Source organism: Paractinoplanes aksuensis (assembly GCF_024137025.1).
Classification (GTDB): Bacteria; Actinomycetota; Actinomycetes; order Mycobacteriales; family Micromonosporaceae; genus Actinoplanes; species Actinoplanes aksuensis.
In genome coordinates, this window is sequence record NZ_JAMYJR010000012.1 from 124,896 (window position 1) to 140,249 (window position 15,354).

Genomic DNA, 15,354 nt, shown 5'->3' on the forward strand with positions numbered 1-15,354 from the left:
TCAGCCCTAGGACGCGCATGACTGAACCCGTGGGGCCCGCCGCCCGGCGTGCCGGTAGCGGGCTCACATCTTTGCTGGTCGCGCTGGTGGCGACTCTCGCCGTCACCGTGTGGCTGTTGGTGCGCGACCCGCAGGATGTGGTGCTCGGCTATATCGGCGGGCCCATCGCCCTGGCCGCCGCGGCGTGGTCGCTGCAGCGCATCGGCTCGATGGTGGTGCTGCCGCGCGTCGTCCGCGCGTTCTGGCGTCAGCTCGGTCACGGCGCGGTCATCCTGCTGATCAGCTCGTGCACCGCGCTGGCCCTGGCCAACAACAACGCCGGCATGTCCCTCTACGTCGCCGGGCCGATGCTGACCGGCATGTTCTGGGTGATGTCGGCCTTCCTGCGGCTGCCGATGGGCGACCGTACGCCGTTGGGCTGGGCCCGGGTGCTGCTCGACGGAGCCACCGTGGCCGTCTCGGGCACGCTGATCTTCTGGTACGTCGTGCTCAGCTACGCGCCGGCCGGCACCGACCTGGCCACCCGGGCCACGGCCGGCGTGGTCGGCGTGGCCGGTCTGCTCTGCCTGGTCGTCATCGGCAAGGCCGCGGGCCGCCCGGACGGGCCCATCGACTCCCTCTCGCTGCGCCTGCTGGCCGTCGCCCCGATCGTCGCGGTCGCCCTGGCCGTGCTGCTCATCGCCGGCAACGACTTCTTCCGCCTGCTGCTGTCCGTGCTGGGCAGCCCGCTGGTCGCCCTCTCGTTCGGCGCGGCCGCCTACCGGCAGCGGCTCACCCTGCAACGCCCGGCCGCGCCGGCCGCGCCCCGGCGCCGCCGCTCGGTCTACGACCTGCTGCCGTTCGTCGCCATCGTCGCCACCGCGACCCTGTTCACCACCGTGGCCGCTCAGCAGATGGACGGCCGGGAACGGGCCGTGATCCTCGGCGCCGTGCTCATCACGGCCCTGGTCGTGGCCCGCCAGCTGATCGGGATCAGCGACCACCGGCGGATGCTGGCCGGGCTGCGCGAGCAGCAGGCCGAGCTGGAACGCCTGGCGATGACCGACCCGCTGACCGGGCTGGCCAACCGCACCCGGTTCACCTCGGCCCTGGCCGACCGTCTGGCCGCGCACCAGCCCGCGACCGTGCTGCTGATCGACATCGACGACTTCAAGATGGTCAACGACACGATGGGCCCGGCCGTCGGCGACCAGCTGCTCTACCAGGTCGCGCAGCGGCTGCGGCGGACCCGGTCCGACATCGACCTGCCGGCCCGGCTCGGCGGCGACGAGTTCGCGGTGCTGCTCGACATCGAGGAGGAGGCGTCGGCCGAATCGGCCGCCGACCGGCTCATCCAGGCCCTGACCGAGCCGTTCCGGGTCGGCGAGCACCTGCTGCTGGCCCACGCCAGCGTGGGCGTGGCCATCGCCGGCTCGGGCGACTCGGCCGACGAGGTGCTGCGCAACGCCGACATCGCCATGTACGCGGCCAAGGAGGGCGGCAAGGCGGCCTGGACCCGGTTCGAGCCGCGCATGCGCCAGGAGGTCGTGAACCACGCCCGCCTGGGCAGCGAGCTGCACAACGCGATCATCCGGCACGAGCTGTTCCTGGTTTACCAGCCGGTCTTCGACATCGTCACCGGCCGCCTGCACGGCGCCGAGGCGCTGGTGCGCTGGCAGCACCCGACGCGCGGGTTCGTCTCGCCGGGTGACTTCATCCCGGTCGCCGAGCGCTCCGGTCTCATCGTGCCGCTCGGCTCGTGGGTGCTGCGCGAGGCGTGCGAGCAACTGGCCCGCTGGCAGCGGGAGCACGGCGAGGGCGCGATCAAGGCGATCAACGTCAACGTGGCGGTCCGCCAGCTGCGCGAGTCGGGCTTCGTCGACGAGGTCGCGGCCGTGCTCAGCGACACCGGCCTGCTGCCGCGCAACCTGGTGCTCGAGGTGACCGAGTCGTCGGTGGCCGACGGCCGCCAGGTCCGCGAGACGCTGCACGCTCTGCACGAGATGGGCGTACGGCTGGCCCTGGACGACTTCGGCACCGGCAGCTCCTCGCTGAGCCTGTTGCGGGCCTTCCCGGTCGACGTCCTCAAACTCGACAAGTCGTTCGTCGACGGCATCGCCGAGGGCGCGGACCGGGGTCGCCTGGCCGTGGCCGCCGCGGTCGCCCAGCTGGCCGAGTACCTGCAGCTCAGCGCCGTGGCCGAGGGCATCGAGAACGAGACCCAGCTGGTCCGCCTGCGCGAGATGGGCTACCGCCTGGGCCAGGGCTTCTTCATGGCCAAGCCCCTCTCACCGGACGAGGCCGGCGCCCTCATGAAGGAGAAGCCCGCGCTGCGCGCAGTCTGAGCCAGGCCCCGGCCGCGGGCAGGCCGACCTCGGTGGCCAGGGCGAACAGCACCGTGTGGGCGAGCCGGCGCTGCCAGCGCAGCGCGGGCCGGGCCTCGTCGACGGCCGGCGGCGCGTACCGCAGCAGGCGGGCCTGATACGTCGCCAGAGCCGTGGCCGACGGCATGGTGGCCAGGTCCCGGGCGAGGTGGACGGCGTCCAGGATCGCGGTGCTCGCGCCCGCCCCGCCGGTCGGCGGCATCGGGTGGACGGCGTCGCCGAGCAACGTCACCCGCCCGGCCGGCCACGGTTCGAGCGCGGCCGGGAAGAAAAACGGGAAGGCGGCCACACTGCCGGGCTCGGACCGGTCGATCAGCGTGTGGAAGTCGTCGGTCCAGCCCGCTGTCAGCCGGTGCGCGAGCGCTTTCAGGTCGCCGTCGGCCGCATCCAGGGGAGCGGCGACCGACCAGACAACGTACGGCTCCTCGGCCGCCGGATCGTCACCTGGATCGGCGTGGAGGCTGAGGAAGGCGCCGACTCCGCGCGGGCCGATCATGAAGGCGAGCCCGTCGTGCAGGTCGGCGGGGATGCGTTGCGGCAGCTGGGCGCGCCCGGCGATGCCGATGATCCCCGACCGGCGGGCGGTCGGCCGGCCCACCCATTGCCGGGCGATCCGCGACCCGGTGCCGTCCGCGGCGACCACGAGGTCGAACTCCGGGCCGGGCGGCTCGGTCACCGTCGTACGCCAGCGGATTTGATCTTCGAGGCCGCGGGCGAGGATGGTCCGCAGCGGGCGGCGGCCGATCAGCAGCACCTCGCCGGCGTGCTCGATCGGGATGCGCAGACGGGTGCGGCCGCGATGGTCGAGCACGGCGAACTGCCGGAAGCTTTTGTTGCCGGCGCCGCAGTCACGCAGCGCCCGCATCGACGACTCCGGCAACACCTCGCCGAGCGCCGTGAAGGCTTCCTCGGTGAGGTGCAGCCGGTAACCGTCGGTGGCGCCGGGGCCGGCGTCGCGGTCGAGAACCACGCAGTCGATGCCCCGGCGCCGCAGCGCATGGGCCAGGGTCAAGCCGCCGATCCCGGCGCCCACAACCCCGACCCTCATCGGATCAGGCGTCCACTTCGGGGCGGCCGTCGGCGGCCCAGAGGGTGTGGAACTTGCCGTCCTTGTCGACGCGCTGGTAGGTGTGGGCGCCGAAGAAGTCGCGCTGGCCCTGGATCAGGGCGGCCGGCAGGCGCTCGGCGCGCAGACCGTCGTAGTAGGCCAGGGCCGACGCGAAGCCCGGGGCCGGGATGCCGTGCTGGGCGGCGGTGACGACCACGCGGCGCCAGGCGTCCTGGGCGCCGCTGACGGCGTCGAGGAAGTACTGGTCGACGAGCAGGGTGGTCAGCTTGGGCGACTTGTCGTACGCCTGCTTGATGAAGTCGAGGAACTTGGCCCGGATGATGCAGCCCGCACGCCAGATCTTCGCCATCGCGCCCGGGTCGATCGACCAGCCGTACTCGGCGCTGGCCGCCTGGATCTGCTGGAAGCCCTGGGCGTAGGCCACGATCTTGGAGGCGAACAGCGCCTGCTCGACGTCGGCCTGCAGGTCACCCTGGTGCGCGCCCGCCGTCGCGGACGGACCGGGCAGACCGGCCTGCGCGGCCGCGGCCCGCACGTCGGCCCCGCCGGACAGGGCCCGGGCGAACACCGACTCGGCGATGCCGCTGACCGGCACCCCGAGGTCGAGGGCGGCCTGCACGGTCCAGCGGCCGGTGCCCTTCTGCTCGGCCTGGTCGACCACGATGTCGACGAACGGCTTGCCCGTCGCCGCGTCGGTCTGCTTCAGCACCTCGGCCGTGATCTCGATCAGGTACGACCCCAGACGCCCCTCGTTCCAGCCGCGGAACACGTCGGCGATCTCCGACGGGGAGTGCCCGCCGACCTGACGCAGCAGGTCGTAGGCCTCGGCGATGAGCTGCATGTCGGCGTACTCGATGCCGTTGTGCACCATCTTGACGAAGTGCCCGGCGCCGTCGGGGCCCACGTGCACGCAGCACGCCTCGCCGTCGACCTTGGCCGAGATGTCCTCGAGCAGCGGGCCCAGCGCCTGGTACGACTCGACCGAGCCGCCCGGCATGATGCTCGGGCCGTGCAGCGCGCCCTCCTCGCCGCCCGAGACGCCCGTGCCCACGAAGTGCAGGCCGCGCTCCTTGAGGGCCGCCTCCCGCCGGCGCGTGTCCAGGTAGTGCGCGTTGCCCGCGTCGATGAGCATGTCGCCCTCTTCGAGCAGCGGCGCGAACTCCTCGATCACGGCGTCGGTCGGCCCACCGGCCTTGACCATGATGATCACGCGGCGCGGGCGCTCCAGGCTGGCCACGAAATCCGCGGCCGACTCGGAAGGCAGGAACTTGCCCTCGTGCCCGAATTCCTCGACGAGCTCTTTGGTGCGGTTGTACGACCGGTTGTGCACGGCCACGGTGTGCCCGTGCCGGGCGAAGTTGCGAGCCAGGTTCCGTCCCATAACCGCGAGGCCGGTGACCCCGATTTGTGCCTTCTCCGACATCATTGACACCCTTCCCTAGCAGCAAGCCACGCCGCCTATTCTTACGGCTTCGTGTCGGTCAGGGTTCATCACCGTCCCACCCGGTGAGCACCGCGGCATTTTCGGCCGGTGTGCCCCGCGGTGGCCTAAGATCGCGCGGCGGTAGGGTTGGCCCATGCCGACGGGGACGCCCACATGAAGCGGGGCGAGATCTGGACCATCGGCAACCGCACCGACCTGCGCTACCGCGTTCTCGTGCTCTCGGCCGACTCGTACAACGAACGCAAGAACGCCTCGCCCTTCTGCGCGCCGATCGTGCGCCAGCGCGGGGTCACCGAGCTGCCGCCGTACGCGGTGCCGCTGACCGAGCAGGACCCGATCACCGGCGTCGTCGTGGTCAACCGCATGCGCCGGATCCCGCCCGAGGTCGGCGCGGAGCGCATCGGCATGGTCACCGGTTCGAGCATGGCTCGACTCACCGAGGCCATGCGGTCACTCTTCGAACTCTGATCAGGGCCGTTCTCCTGTTGCGACACTCCATCGGGGTATCCCCGGTCGGGTGACCAGCGCCCGGACACGCCGCAGGTAGCGAGCGGTCGAGATGAACGGCCGATGACGACCCCCTCCTCACTGGCGTATTCAGGAACCGGACATACGGAGCCTGGGGAGGACGAGCAGTGGCACAGGCGTACGCCGCGGCGGTCGAGAGCCTCCGCCCGACCGCACCGGCGGTGGCCGGGGAGGCGGGCCGGCTCACCATCGAGCGTGCCGTCGGCCTGCTGGCCGGCCGGGCCCGGTGCCGTCTGGCCGACGCCCACCGCCACCTGCTGCGGATGGCCGCCGAGGAGGACCGCGGCCTGCTCGAGGTGGCGACCGGCGTGATCCGGCTGCTCGACGTGGCCGACTCCGACACCCCGATCATCTCCGGCCTCGACACCGGCCGCACGGCTCCGCAGCTCACCGTGCCGGTGCGGCGGTTCGCGCCCTGGACCGGCATGGTGCAGCGGGTCCTCGACATCACCCCGGGCATGGCCTCGTTCCTCAGCGCCGAGCGCGGCCCCGACGGCCGCCTGATCGACCTGATCTGGACGGCGGTGAGCCCCGAGGCCGTCGCGCCCAACGGCCTGCGCGGCGCCGAGCTGCTCGGCCTGCGGATGTCCGACCACTTCCCCGAGGTCATCGCCAGCGAGCGCTGGGCCGCCTACCAGGCCGTCCTCGACACCGGCGCGCCGGCCGCGCTCGGCCCGTTCGCGCACCGCGACGGCACGTACTCGGTGCGGGCCCACCGGCTCGGCGAGGGCCTGCTGCTCAACTGGACCCGGCACGACGAGGTGCCGGGCGGGCTGGGCGACCGGCTGGCCAGCACCGAGCGCCTCGGCAACCTCGGCTGGGGCGAGTGGGACCTGGTCAGCGGCGAGATCTACTGGTCCGACCAGCTCTACCGCATCTACGAGCGGGACCCGCGGCTCGGTCCGCTGGCCCCGGGCGCGTCCGACGGCAGCGCGCTCGAGGAGGACGAGCCCCTGCGGGCCGCGGCCAAGGCCCAGCTCGACCGGGGCGACCGGGTCGACGTGGTGACCCGGGTGCGGGTCAACGGCCGGATCAAACATCTGCGTACGGTGGCCGACGCCAGCCGCGACGCCGAGGGCCGCCCGCTGCGCGTCTACGGCATCGTGCAGGACGTCACCGCGCAGGAGACCGGGGCCAAGCGCCTGGCCGAGGTCGAACGCCAGCTCGACGAGCAGCGCCGCAGCCTGGCCGCCGAGCACGAGCTGGCCGCCCGCCTGCAGCGCATCATCCTGCCCATCCCCGAGGGCCCGATCGTGCTGCCCGGGCTCAAGGTGGCCCTGCGCTACCTGCCGGCCGGCGACGAGAGCCTGGTCGGCGGCGACTGGTACCACGCGGCCGAGCTGCGCGACGGCTCGGTGCTGCTGGCCGTGGGCGACGTGGCCGGGCACGGCACCCCGGCCGCGACCACGATGGCCCAGCTGCGGCATGCCCTGCGCGCGCTGGCCGTCACCACCAGCTGCCCGGCCGAGCTGCTCAAACACTTGAACACGCTGTCGTGCGAGCTGGCCCGCGAGTCGCCCGAGCTGGCCTCCACGGCCGTGATCGCCCGGTTCGACCCGGCCCGCCACGAGGTCGTCTGGGCCCAGGCCGGTCACCCGCCGCCGCTGCTGAGCCGCGGGGGCCGCACCGCCGCCCTCGACCGGCCCGAGGGCCCGATGCTGGGCGTGGTCGAGGACGCGACGTACCGGACCGCGCGGCTCGACTTCCGGGTCGGCGACGTCCTGCTGCTCTACACCGACGGGCTGGTCGAGCATCGCCGGCGCGGCCCCGACGACGGGCTGGCCTCGGTGATCGCCACCGTCGACGAGGCCGTGCGGGCCTCGCCCGGGCAGCCGCTGGCCCAGCTGCTGTCGCGGCTGCGGCGCACCAACCCGGACGACGACACCTGCATCCTGGCCGCCCGGCCCGTTACCGGAGAAACCCAGGATCTGCGGCGATATCTCTCATCTGCGACCCTCAACGCCTGATTTCGGGAGATCATGTCCGCCGTGGGTGGTCGCACGTACGGTGTCCTGTCGCCCTTCGTCGGGGGCGACTACTACGGGACCATCATCGCCGGCGCGAACGAGGCGGCCGTCCTCGCGGGCGACCGCCTCCTCGCGCTGCAGACGCTCGACCCCGGCTCGTACAACGCCGACCGCAGCGGGGTCCCCGACTATCGGCGGCCGGTCGCCTGGGGCCATCTGGCCGGGGTGATCGTGCTGGCCGGGGCGATCCCCGAGACGTACGCGCAATCGGTGCTGGGCGCGGGCATCCCGGTGGTGACCGTCGGCCACGAGATGACCGGCTGCTCGGCCGTCTTCGCCGACAACAACGGTGGCGTACGGGCCGCGGTCGCGCACCTGCTCGAGCACGGGCACCGCCGGATCGCGTTCGCCGGTCACCTGGCCCACTTCGACGTGCGCGAACGTCGCGAGGGGTACGAGGCCGAGCAGCTCGAGCACGGTCTGGCTCCGCGGCCCGAGCTGCTCTTCGACGCCGGCGACAACCACGAGAGCGGCGGTGAACTGGCGGCCGATCGGCTGGTCGCGGCCGGGATGCCGGCCACGGCCGTGGTCTGCGGCACCGACCGCAACGCGATGGGCCTGATCCGCCGGCTGACCGAGCTCGGCCACAAGGTGCCCGGCGACCTGGCCGTGATCGGCTTCGACGACCTGGCCGGGGGCATGTACATGCGGCCCAGCCTGTCGACCGTGCGCCAGCCCGCGGACACGATCGGCGCGGCCGCCATCGGGCTGCTGGCCGAGCTGACCGGCCGGTTCGAGGCGCCCCGGATCGTACGCCGGGTGCCGACCAGCTTCGTGCAGCGCGACTCGTGCGGCTGCCCGCCCAGCGGCCTGCCCGTCACCGAGGACCTCACCCGCTATCTGTTCGGCCAGGTGTGCAGCCTCCAGGAGACGCTCAAGGTGCAGCACGAGCTGGGCATCGACCTGCTCGGCGCGCACGACCGGGACCCGCGCGAGATGGCCTGGCTCAAGCGCACCACGGCCTTCGCCGGCTGCCTCGGCCTGTGGCGCGACGGGGCGGTGCCCGCCCTGGACACCGAGCTGCGCATCGAGGGCGAGTACCCGGCCGGGCACGACCTGGCCGGCGCGGTCATGCCGGTCAGCGCGTTCCCGCCCCGCGCGCTGTTCGAGCTGGCCGACGGTGCGGCCGGCGACGCCGTCTTCGTGGTGCCGGTGCGCAGCGCCACCCGCGACTGGGGGATGCTGGCCGCGGTCGGCCACATCCAGCAGAGCACCCCGCCCGGCAGCGAGATGATGAATCAGTCGGGCGCGCTGCTGGCCGCGGCCCTCGACCGCAGCGCGATGGTGTCGGCGCTGCGCGAGCAGGAGGAGCGGCTGCGCGACGCGGCCCTGCACGACCCGCTCACCGGCCTGCCCAACCGGGTGCTGCTGGCCGACCGGATGGGCCAGGCCGGGTTGCGCGCGACCCGGCAGGCCGGCCACCGGTTCGCCGTGCTGCTGCTCGACCTCAACGGCTTCAAGGCGGTCAACGACTCGCTGGGCCACGCGGCCGGCGACGTGCTGCTGATCGAGGTCGCGCAGCGCCTGACCGGCCTGCTGCGCGAGTCCGACACGGTGGCCCGCCTGGGCGGCGACGAGTTCGTGGTGCTGCTCGACGGCCTGCCCGCCGACGGCGCCGAGGAGCTGGTGCGCGACACCATCGCCACCCGGCTGACCGAGCCCTACGCCATCGACGGCGGCCGGGTCACGGTCGGTGTCAGCATCGGCGTGGCTGTGAGCCGCGACGGCGCCGACCCGGAAAGCCTGCTGCGCGAGGCCGACGCCGCCATGTACCGGGCCAAGCTCGCGTCTAGGGCAGCGTCCAGCTCTGGCTCGACCCACCCGAGCACGCGCTGACCGTGGTGGTGGCGCCGGAGCGGCCGGGGTCGGTCAGGCAGCCACCGCCGTTGATCAGGGTGCCGTTGTCGCCGGCCCGCCACTGGGACGACGCGCCGTCGCCGCAGTCGGTGACCCGGACGGTGCCGTCGCCGGTCGACTGCGCGCACTTGTTGTTGACCCGCAGCGTGCCGTCGGTGGCCAGGGTGAACGACTGGTAGGCGACCGACATGCAGCCGGAGACGTTGACCGGGCTGCCGTTCGAGCCGAACAGGCTGCCCAGGGCCAGGCAGCGCCCGCTGGCCGCGGTCACCTGGCCGGTGCGGTCGGCGGCCGGGGGCCCGAGCGTCGGCTCGGTCGTGGGCGGCGCGGCACTGGTCGGCGGGGGCACCGAGCCGCTCGGCACGAGCGGCGCCAGCGACTGGAAGGACGCGCTGGGCGAGGCCGACACCGACGCGCCGGCCGAGACACTCGCCGACGCGCTGACCGACGCTTTCGCCGCGGACGGCCCGGCGCTGGGCGGCTGGTCGAGCGGGGCCTGGCCCGGGGCGGCGGGCAGGGCGACGCCGGGCTGCGGCAGCGCGGGGTCGGCGGCCGGACCGAAGATCAGGTAGCCGACCACGCCGAGCGCGACCGCGACCCCGCCCACGAAGATCCCGGCCCGGGCCAGCGGGTGCATGGTCAGGCGCGGCTTGGCCGGGGCGGGCGGCTCGTCCTCGACGGCCGGCTGCACGAGCGTGTCGGCCTCGCGGGGCTCGTCGGCGGTCGCGGGCCAGGTCTCGGCCTGCTCGTCGGGCGCCCGCTCGGCCTCGGCCACGGCCTTCACGTACGGCCGCACCAGCACGGGATCCTCGCGCTTCTCGTCCTCCGCCATAGTTTCCCCCTGGACAAGATCGAGGTCCACCCTGGACCGGTACGAGAACATACGCCATATCGGGCGGCTTCGATCACCCGATACCGGACTTTTACCGTACGTAACGGTCTGATGATCAGTGAGGAATGATGATCTCCATGGATCGACCGGAAGTCTCTTGTGTGTTCGTCTGTCACGACGGTGACGGGCGCGTTCTGCTGGCCCGCCGATCGGCCCAGGCCCGCGACGAGCCGGGCGCCTGGGACTGCGGGGCCGGCGCTCTCGAGTTCGGCGAGACGTTCGAGCAGGCGGTCACCCGCGAGGTCACCGAGGAGTACGCGACCCCGCCGCTGAGCATCGACCTGCGGGGCGTCCGCAACGTGCTGCGGCCCGGCTCGCACTGGGTGGCGATCGTGTTCGCCGTGCGCCTCGACCCGGCCGCGGCCCGGATCGGCGAGCCGCACAAGTTCGACGAGCTCGGCTGGTTCCCGCTCGACGCACTGCCCGCGCCCCTGCACTCGCAGCTCCCGGCGGCGCTGGAGCTGTTCACGGCGTAGGGTGCCCGGATGCCCGCCGCGCCCCGGATGGCTTGGCTCGACGGACTGCGGGCCGTCGCCGTCCTGCTCGTCCTCTACGCCCACGTGAGCCGCTACCTGCTCACTGATGCGCGCGCGGTCAGCGCCGAGTGGCTGCACGCCGGTCCGGCCGGCGTCATGCTGTTCTTCCTGGTCAGCGGGTACATCGTCCCGGCCTCGCTGGAGCGCCACGGCAGCCTGCGCCGCTTCTGGGTGGGCCGGGCCGGGCGGCTGCTGCCGCTGTACACGGCGGTCGCCCTCGCGGTCGTGCTGCTCGGCTACTACCGTCCGGCCGACCCGGGCACGGCGGTCGTGGCCCACGCGACGATGGTGCCGTTCCTGCTGGGGGTCGCGCCGGCCACCCCGGTGTTCTGGACGCTCAGCTTCGAGATGGTCTTCTACCTGCTCGTGGCGGCCCTGTTCGCGCTGCGCCTGCACCGGGCCGACGGGGTGGTGGCCGTTGTGCTGGCCCTGGCCGCCGTCCTCAGCGCGCCGCTCGCACCCCAGGCAGTGCGGACGCCGTACGCCGCTCTCGCACTCGTAGGAGGCCTGGCCGCCCTGCTCAGCCGGCGCCGGTGGGCGGTGACCGCGGGCGCGCTGACCCTCGGCGGTCTGGCCGTCACGCTGGTCACCGCGGGCGCCGACCCCGCGCACGCCTGGGACGGGCTGCTGATCGTGGCCGTCATGTTCACCGGCACCACGATCTACCGAGCCGACACCGGCCGCACGGGCTGGTGGCCGGTCGCCGTCGTCGCGCCCGTGGTGGCGGCCGGGCTGCTGTTCAACTGGTCGGCCGAACTGGTCGCGTTGGACGCGCTGACCCCGCGCTATGTGGCCCGGGCCGTGATCACCCTGACCGTGTTCGCGGGGCTGTTCGCGGCCGGGATGCTGACTCGCCGGTGGCGTACGCCGGGGTGGCTGGCCTGGATCGGGGTGGTCAGCTACTCGGTCTATCTCAACCACTACGTGCTGTTGCTGGTGATGCGGCCACTGTTCCCGGCCGGGCTGGGGCTCTGGTCGCAGATCGCGCTCGTGGCCGCGTACCTGTGCGTGGTCCTGACCGTGTCGTGGGTGACCCACCGCTACCTCGAACTGCCGGGACAGCGCTGGGCCCGCCGAATGTCCGACGTATGGGACAAACCACGACGGGTACGTCAACCCCATGCATCGGTACGGGGATGAGGTTGCCGCCATCGCCCGGCCCCTGGTCGACGAGGGGGACCTGGACGTCCTGCTCGACCGGGTGGGCGCCGCGCGGGTCGTGATGATCGGCGAGGCCAGCCACGGCACCCACGAGTACTACGCGTGGCGGTCCGCGCTGACCCGCCGCCTGATCGCGGAGCGTGGTTTCTCGTTCGTCGCGGTCGAGGGCGACTGGCCCGACTGCGAACGGGTCCACGCGTCTGTCCGGGGTGGGGACGCGTCGCCGCTGGAGGCCCTTCTCGGTTACGAACGGTGGCCGACCTGGATGTGGGGCAACGACGAGGTCGTCGACTTCGCGTCCTGGCTGCGCACGTTCAACATGTCCAACGGGCGCGAGGTCGGCTTCCACGGGCTCGACGTCTATTCGATGTGGGAGTCGCTGCGCGAGATCCTGACCTGGCTGCGCGAGCACGACCCGGACAGCGTGGAGCCGGCGCTGGCCGCGTATCACTGCCTGGCCGCGTACTCGGAAGACCCGCAGTCGTACGCGTGGGCGACGAAGTTCCTGCGGGCCAGTTGTGCCGACAGCGTCGTCCGGATGCTCATCGACCTGCGCGGACGCGACCTCGCGGTGTGGCAGAACGCCGAGGTGGTGGCCGGGGCCGAGCACTACTACCGCGCGATGGCGGCGGGCGGCCCGACGGCCTGGAACGTGCGCGACCGCCACATGGACGCCACGCTGGCCCGCCTGCTCGACCACTACGGCGACGGCTCGCGGGCCGTCGTCTGGGCCCACAACACGCACGTCGGCGACGCCAACGCCACCGACCAGGCCGCGCTGGGCGAGGTGACGATCGGATCGCTGGCCCGCGAACGGTTCGGCGTCGACCAGGTCGTGCTGGTCGGGCTGGCCGGCCACCGCGGCTCGGTGATCGCCGGCCGCACGTGGGGCGGGCCGATGACCGAACTGCCGGTGCCGCCCGGCCGTCCCGGCTCGCTCGAGGACGTGCTGCACGCGACGGCCCCGCCGCGGGCGCTGTTCGTCTTCCCGCCGCTGGGGGAGCGCCCCGACGTGCTGGTCGACCCGCTGCCGCACCGCGCGATCGGTGTCGTCTACCGCCCCGAGCAGGAACAGCTGGCCAATTACGTGCCGTCGGTGATCGGCGACCGCTACGACGCGTTCTTGTGGTTCGACGAGACCCGGGCCCTGCGCCCGCTGCATCCGCTGCACGTCGACACGCACGAACTGGAGACCTACCCGACCGGGGTTTGACAACTCGGCGGTGCGGCGTATTCTCAACCTACCAGTTTATAAACCAGGTGGTTGTCATGCCGGATCCGATCGACGGTGTCTTCTCCGCCCTCGCCGACCCCACGCGCCGCGCGATCCTCGCCCGGCTCGCCACGGGCGACGCGACCGCCGGCGAACTCGCCGGAGACTTCCCCATCAGCGCCCAGGCCGTCTCGAAACACCTCAACGTGCTCGAAGCGGCCGGGCTGATCGTCCGCACCCGCGAGGCCCAGCGGCGGTGGTGCCGCATCGTCCCGGCGCAGGTGCGCTCGGTCGCGGAATGGGCGTCGCAATACGAACGCCTGTGGACCGAGAGGTACGACGCGCTCGACGCCTACCTGGGCCAAATCCAGTCCGAGGAGCAATCGTGAGCATCAACGTCCAGACCCCCACCGACACCACACTCGTCATGAGCCGCACGTTCGACGCCCCGCGCGACGTCGTTTTCGCCTGCCACACCCAACCGGAGCACCTGCGCCACTGGTGGGGCCGCGGCAACCCGCTCGACGTCGACATCGACTTCCAGGTCGGCGGCAAATGGCGCTTCGTCGAAACGGCCGACGGCACTCAGCACGCTTTCCGCGGCGAGATCAAGGCCATCGACGCCCCGAACAGCTTCACCTGGACCTTCGAGTACGAGCCGATGGCCGGCCACATCCTCACCGAGCAATACGTCTTCACCGAGGAGAACGGCCGCACCACGGTCACGTCGTCGTCCACCTTCGACTCGAAGGCCGACCGCGACGGCATGATCGAGTCCGGAATGGAAGACGGAGCGGAACAGTCCTACGCCGCGCTGGACGCGTATCTGCTGAAGCTTTCTTGAGCCATTCCGCAGCAGATGTTGTAGCCGGCCGTTCAGGCCGCGACTCCCGTCGAGGGGCAATCTTCTTCAAGATCAAGAGCAGGATGTCGTGGCGGGGTGGGTGGCACAGACCGCAACTCCCGTCGAGGGCCCGGGTGAGTTTCGCTGGCCGCTGGCGCGTCCAGACCGCGAAACCCACCCGGGCGACCTGCGTAAATGGTTACGCCCGAAACCCGACGTGTCAGGCCTATTCCTCGTCTGCATTGTTGAAGAGGCCGGCGAGGCCGTGGGGAGCGGTAGCGCCGAAGATGAGCTCGATGGTCTCGTGGGCCGCAATGGCTTCTGACTCGGCCCGTTCGAACATGACGCGCTCGTATGACGCGAAAGCGGTGGCTGCGTCGGCCGCGATGGCCAGCCCGAGTTCTGCGCCGTCGAGCATGGCGATGTTTGCGCCCTCGCCGCCGGGGACGGTGACGTGGGCGGCGTCGCCGAGCAGTGTGACGCCGGTTGTGGGGCTCCAGCGGTGCCGGTTCGGTAGTTCGTAGATGCTGCGCAGGATCGGGGCAGCGTCGCTTTCGGCGATCAGGGAGACGAGTTCGGGGGCCCACCCTTCGAACTCGGCCGCGATCTGCCGGCGGGCGGTTTCAGGGTCGGCGAAGTTGATCGCGGCGAACCATTCGACCGGACGACTGAGCACGGCGTAGGTGTGGATGCGGCGTGGGGCGGTGATGATGCTGCGTGGGGCGGGCGGCAGTGACGACCGCCCGCCCTGGGAGCCGGGTCAGCCGGCGGTGATTCGGGTCAGGGCGATCACGGGGATCGTCCGGGTTGTTTTGGCCTGGTAGTCCGACCAGCCGGGGTCGTCGGCGGCGGCGCGGGTGAACGCTTCGTCTCGTTCCGCGCCGGTCAGGGGAGTGGCTGTGGCCTCGTACGTCTCGGCGCCGGTCTCCACGGTGACCTGGGAGTGGGCGCGGACGTTGTGGAACCAGTCCGGGTTGGTCGGTGCGCCCGCGGCCGAGGCGATCACCAGGATGCGGTCGCCGTCGGTGAGGACGCCCAGGGGAGTGGTGTGCGGGTTGCCCGAGCGGGCGCCGCGCGTGGTCAGGAGGATGAGGTCACTGCCGGCGAACATTCCGCCGACGCGGCCGTCGTTGGCGCGGAACTCGTCGATGATCTGCTGGTTGAAAGGGTTGGGCATGGGTCGCTCTCTGTCGGTCCCGGGAAGATGAGCAACGGGGGGAACAGAAAGCGGCGGCGGGCCGCGCGCCCGCCGCGGGATCACCCTTCAGCCGGGTGCCCCACTCGGTGATGGCCCAAGGCCGACCCGGCAGTCACACCGAGCACCCTACCGGACCCGCAGCTCGGACCGCTGTCACCGTTGCGCAGGGTCGGCCACGCTTGCGCCTCGCCGTAGGACGTACCGGGAACCAGGCAGGGTGGC

General features: G+C 72.2%; 14 protein-coding genes. 9 read left to right on the forward strand and 5 right to left on the reverse strand.

Features of this window, described 5'->3' with window-relative positions; genetic code table 11:
• Nucleotides 1-17: 17 nt before the first annotated feature.
• Entirely contained in the window at nucleotides 18-2,324 is a 2,307-nt protein-coding gene (locus M1L60_RS12595; protein WP_253237563.1) for a putative bifunctional diguanylate cyclase/phosphodiesterase, read from the forward strand.
• On the opposite strand, the gene M1L60_RS12600 is transcribed toward M1L60_RS12595, so the two are convergent.
• Entirely contained in the window at nucleotides 2,290-3,411 is a 1,122-nt protein-coding gene (locus M1L60_RS12600; RefSeq protein WP_253237564.1) for an FAD-dependent oxidoreductase, read from the reverse strand. The two genes, M1L60_RS12595 and M1L60_RS12600, sit on opposite strands and share 35 nt — an antisense overlap.
• A 4-nt stretch (nucleotides 3,412-3,415) precedes the next feature.
• Complete coding sequence (gene gnd, locus M1L60_RS12605; protein WP_253237565.1) at nucleotides 3,416-4,855, reverse strand: NADP-dependent phosphogluconate dehydrogenase; 1,440 nt, start codon at nucleotides 4,853-4,855, stop codon at nucleotides 3,416-3,418.
• A gap of 174 nt (nucleotides 4,856-5,029) precedes the next feature.
• Between gnd and M1L60_RS12610 the strand changes: the two genes are divergently transcribed.
• The 3 genes from M1L60_RS12610 (at nucleotide 5,030) to M1L60_RS47560 (ending at nucleotide 9,267) form a co-directional block, all read left to right on the forward strand.
• Nucleotides 5,030-5,344, forward strand: coding sequence for a type II toxin-antitoxin system PemK/MazF family toxin (locus tag M1L60_RS12610; RefSeq protein ID WP_253237566.1), 315 nt, complete (start codon nucleotides 5,030-5,032; stop codon nucleotides 5,342-5,344).
• 167 nt (nucleotides 5,345-5,511) lie between these two features.
• The gene (locus M1L60_RS12615) at nucleotides 5,512-7,371 is read left to right on the forward strand and encodes a SpoIIE family protein phosphatase (RefSeq protein WP_253237567.1); all 1,860 of its coding nucleotides are present in this window, start codon (nucleotides 5,512-5,514) and stop codon (nucleotides 7,369-7,371) included.
• 21 nt (nucleotides 7,372-7,392) lie between these two features.
• Nucleotides 7,393-9,267 carry a diguanylate cyclase domain-containing protein gene (locus M1L60_RS47560; RefSeq protein WP_308208456.1) on the forward strand — a complete coding sequence of 625 codons (1,875 nt, stop codon included), beginning with the start codon at nucleotides 7,393-7,395 and terminating at the stop codon, nucleotides 9,265-9,267.
• Here M1L60_RS47560 and M1L60_RS12630 read toward each other — a convergent pair.
• On the reverse strand, nucleotides 9,221-10,120 hold the full coding sequence (locus tag M1L60_RS12630) for a ricin-type beta-trefoil lectin domain protein (protein WP_253237568.1): 900 nt from the start codon (nucleotides 10,118-10,120) through the stop codon (nucleotides 9,221-9,223). The genes M1L60_RS47560 and M1L60_RS12630 overlap by 47 nt on opposite strands.
• Nucleotides 10,121-10,257: 137 nt before the next feature.
• Between M1L60_RS12630 and M1L60_RS12635 the strand changes: the two genes are divergently transcribed.
• The 5 genes from M1L60_RS12635 to M1L60_RS12655 are packed head-to-tail and all read left to right on the forward strand — an operon-like array spanning nucleotide 10,258 to nucleotide 13,934.
• A complete protein-coding gene (locus M1L60_RS12635; protein WP_253237569.1) occupies nucleotides 10,258-10,656 on the forward strand; it encodes an NUDIX domain-containing protein in 399 nt (132 codons plus the stop codon).
• A 9-nt stretch (nucleotides 10,657-10,665) separates the two neighbouring features.
• Nucleotides 10,666-11,856 carry an acyltransferase family protein gene (locus M1L60_RS12640; protein ID WP_253237570.1) on the forward strand — a complete coding sequence of 397 codons (1,191 nt, stop codon included), beginning with the start codon at nucleotides 10,666-10,668 and terminating at the stop codon, nucleotides 11,854-11,856.
• On the forward strand, nucleotides 11,837-13,090 hold the full coding sequence (locus M1L60_RS12645) for an erythromycin esterase family protein (RefSeq protein ID WP_253237571.1): 1,254 nt from the start codon (nucleotides 11,837-11,839) through the stop codon (nucleotides 13,088-13,090). The genes M1L60_RS12640 and M1L60_RS12645 overlap by 20 nt, the downstream gene beginning before the upstream one ends.
• Nucleotides 13,091-13,146: 56 nt before the next feature.
• Nucleotides 13,147-13,479: an ArsR/SmtB family transcription factor gene (locus tag M1L60_RS12650; RefSeq protein ID WP_253237572.1), complete on the forward strand. Its 333-nt coding sequence runs from the start codon at nucleotides 13,147-13,149 to the stop codon at nucleotides 13,477-13,479.
• The gene (locus M1L60_RS12655) at nucleotides 13,476-13,934 is read left to right on the forward strand and encodes an SRPBCC family protein (RefSeq protein ID WP_253237573.1); all 459 of its coding nucleotides are present in this window, start codon (nucleotides 13,476-13,478) and stop codon (nucleotides 13,932-13,934) included. The genes M1L60_RS12650 and M1L60_RS12655 overlap by 4 nt, the downstream gene beginning before the upstream one ends.
• Before the next feature lie 226 nt (nucleotides 13,935-14,160).
• Here the strand turns inward: M1L60_RS12655 and M1L60_RS47765 are convergent, their stop codons facing one another.
• Together M1L60_RS47765 and M1L60_RS12665 are read right to left on the reverse strand one after the other, a co-directional pair.
• Complete coding sequence (locus M1L60_RS47765) at nucleotides 14,161-14,610, reverse strand: FAD-dependent oxidoreductase (RefSeq protein WP_253237574.1); 450 nt, start codon at nucleotides 14,608-14,610, stop codon at nucleotides 14,161-14,163.
• Nucleotides 14,611-14,694: 84 nt separating this feature from the next.
• Nucleotides 14,695-15,111, reverse strand: a complete 417-nt coding sequence (locus tag M1L60_RS12665; protein ID WP_253237575.1) for a nitroreductase family deazaflavin-dependent oxidoreductase — start codon at nucleotides 15,109-15,111, stop codon at nucleotides 14,695-14,697.
• Nucleotides 15,112-15,354: the final 243 nt, after the last annotated feature.

Coding starts and splice junctions, on each gene's coding strand:
- M1L60_RS12595 (WP_253237563.1), top strand. CDS start 18: ATGACTGAACCCGTGGGGCCCGCCGCCCGGCGTGCCGGTAGCGGGCTC.
- M1L60_RS12600 (WP_253237564.1), bottom strand. CDS start 3,411: ATGAGGGTCGGGGTTGTGGGCGCCGGGATCGGCGGCTTGACCCTGGCC.
- gnd (WP_253237565.1), bottom strand. CDS start 4,855: ATGTCGGAGAAGGCACAAATCGGGGTCACCGGCCTCGCGGTTATGGGA.
- M1L60_RS12610 (WP_253237566.1), top strand. CDS start 5,030: ATGAAGCGGGGCGAGATCTGGACCATCGGCAACCGCACCGACCTGCGC.
- M1L60_RS12630 (WP_253237568.1), bottom strand. CDS start 10,120: ATGGCGGAGGACGAGAAGCGCGAGGATCCCGTGCTGGTGCGGCCGTAC.
- M1L60_RS12635 (WP_253237569.1), top strand. CDS start 10,258: ATGGATCGACCGGAAGTCTCTTGTGTGTTCGTCTGTCACGACGGTGAC.
- M1L60_RS12640 (WP_253237570.1), top strand. CDS start 10,666: ATGCCCGCCGCGCCCCGGATGGCTTGGCTCGACGGACTGCGGGCCGTC.
- M1L60_RS12645 (WP_253237571.1), top strand. CDS start 11,837: ATGCATCGGTACGGGGATGAGGTTGCCGCCATCGCCCGGCCCCTGGTC.
- M1L60_RS12650 (WP_253237572.1), top strand. CDS start 13,147: ATGCCGGATCCGATCGACGGTGTCTTCTCCGCCCTCGCCGACCCCACG.
- M1L60_RS12665 (WP_253237575.1), bottom strand. CDS start 15,111: ATGCCCAACCCTTTCAACCAGCAGATCATCGACGAGTTCCGCGCCAAC.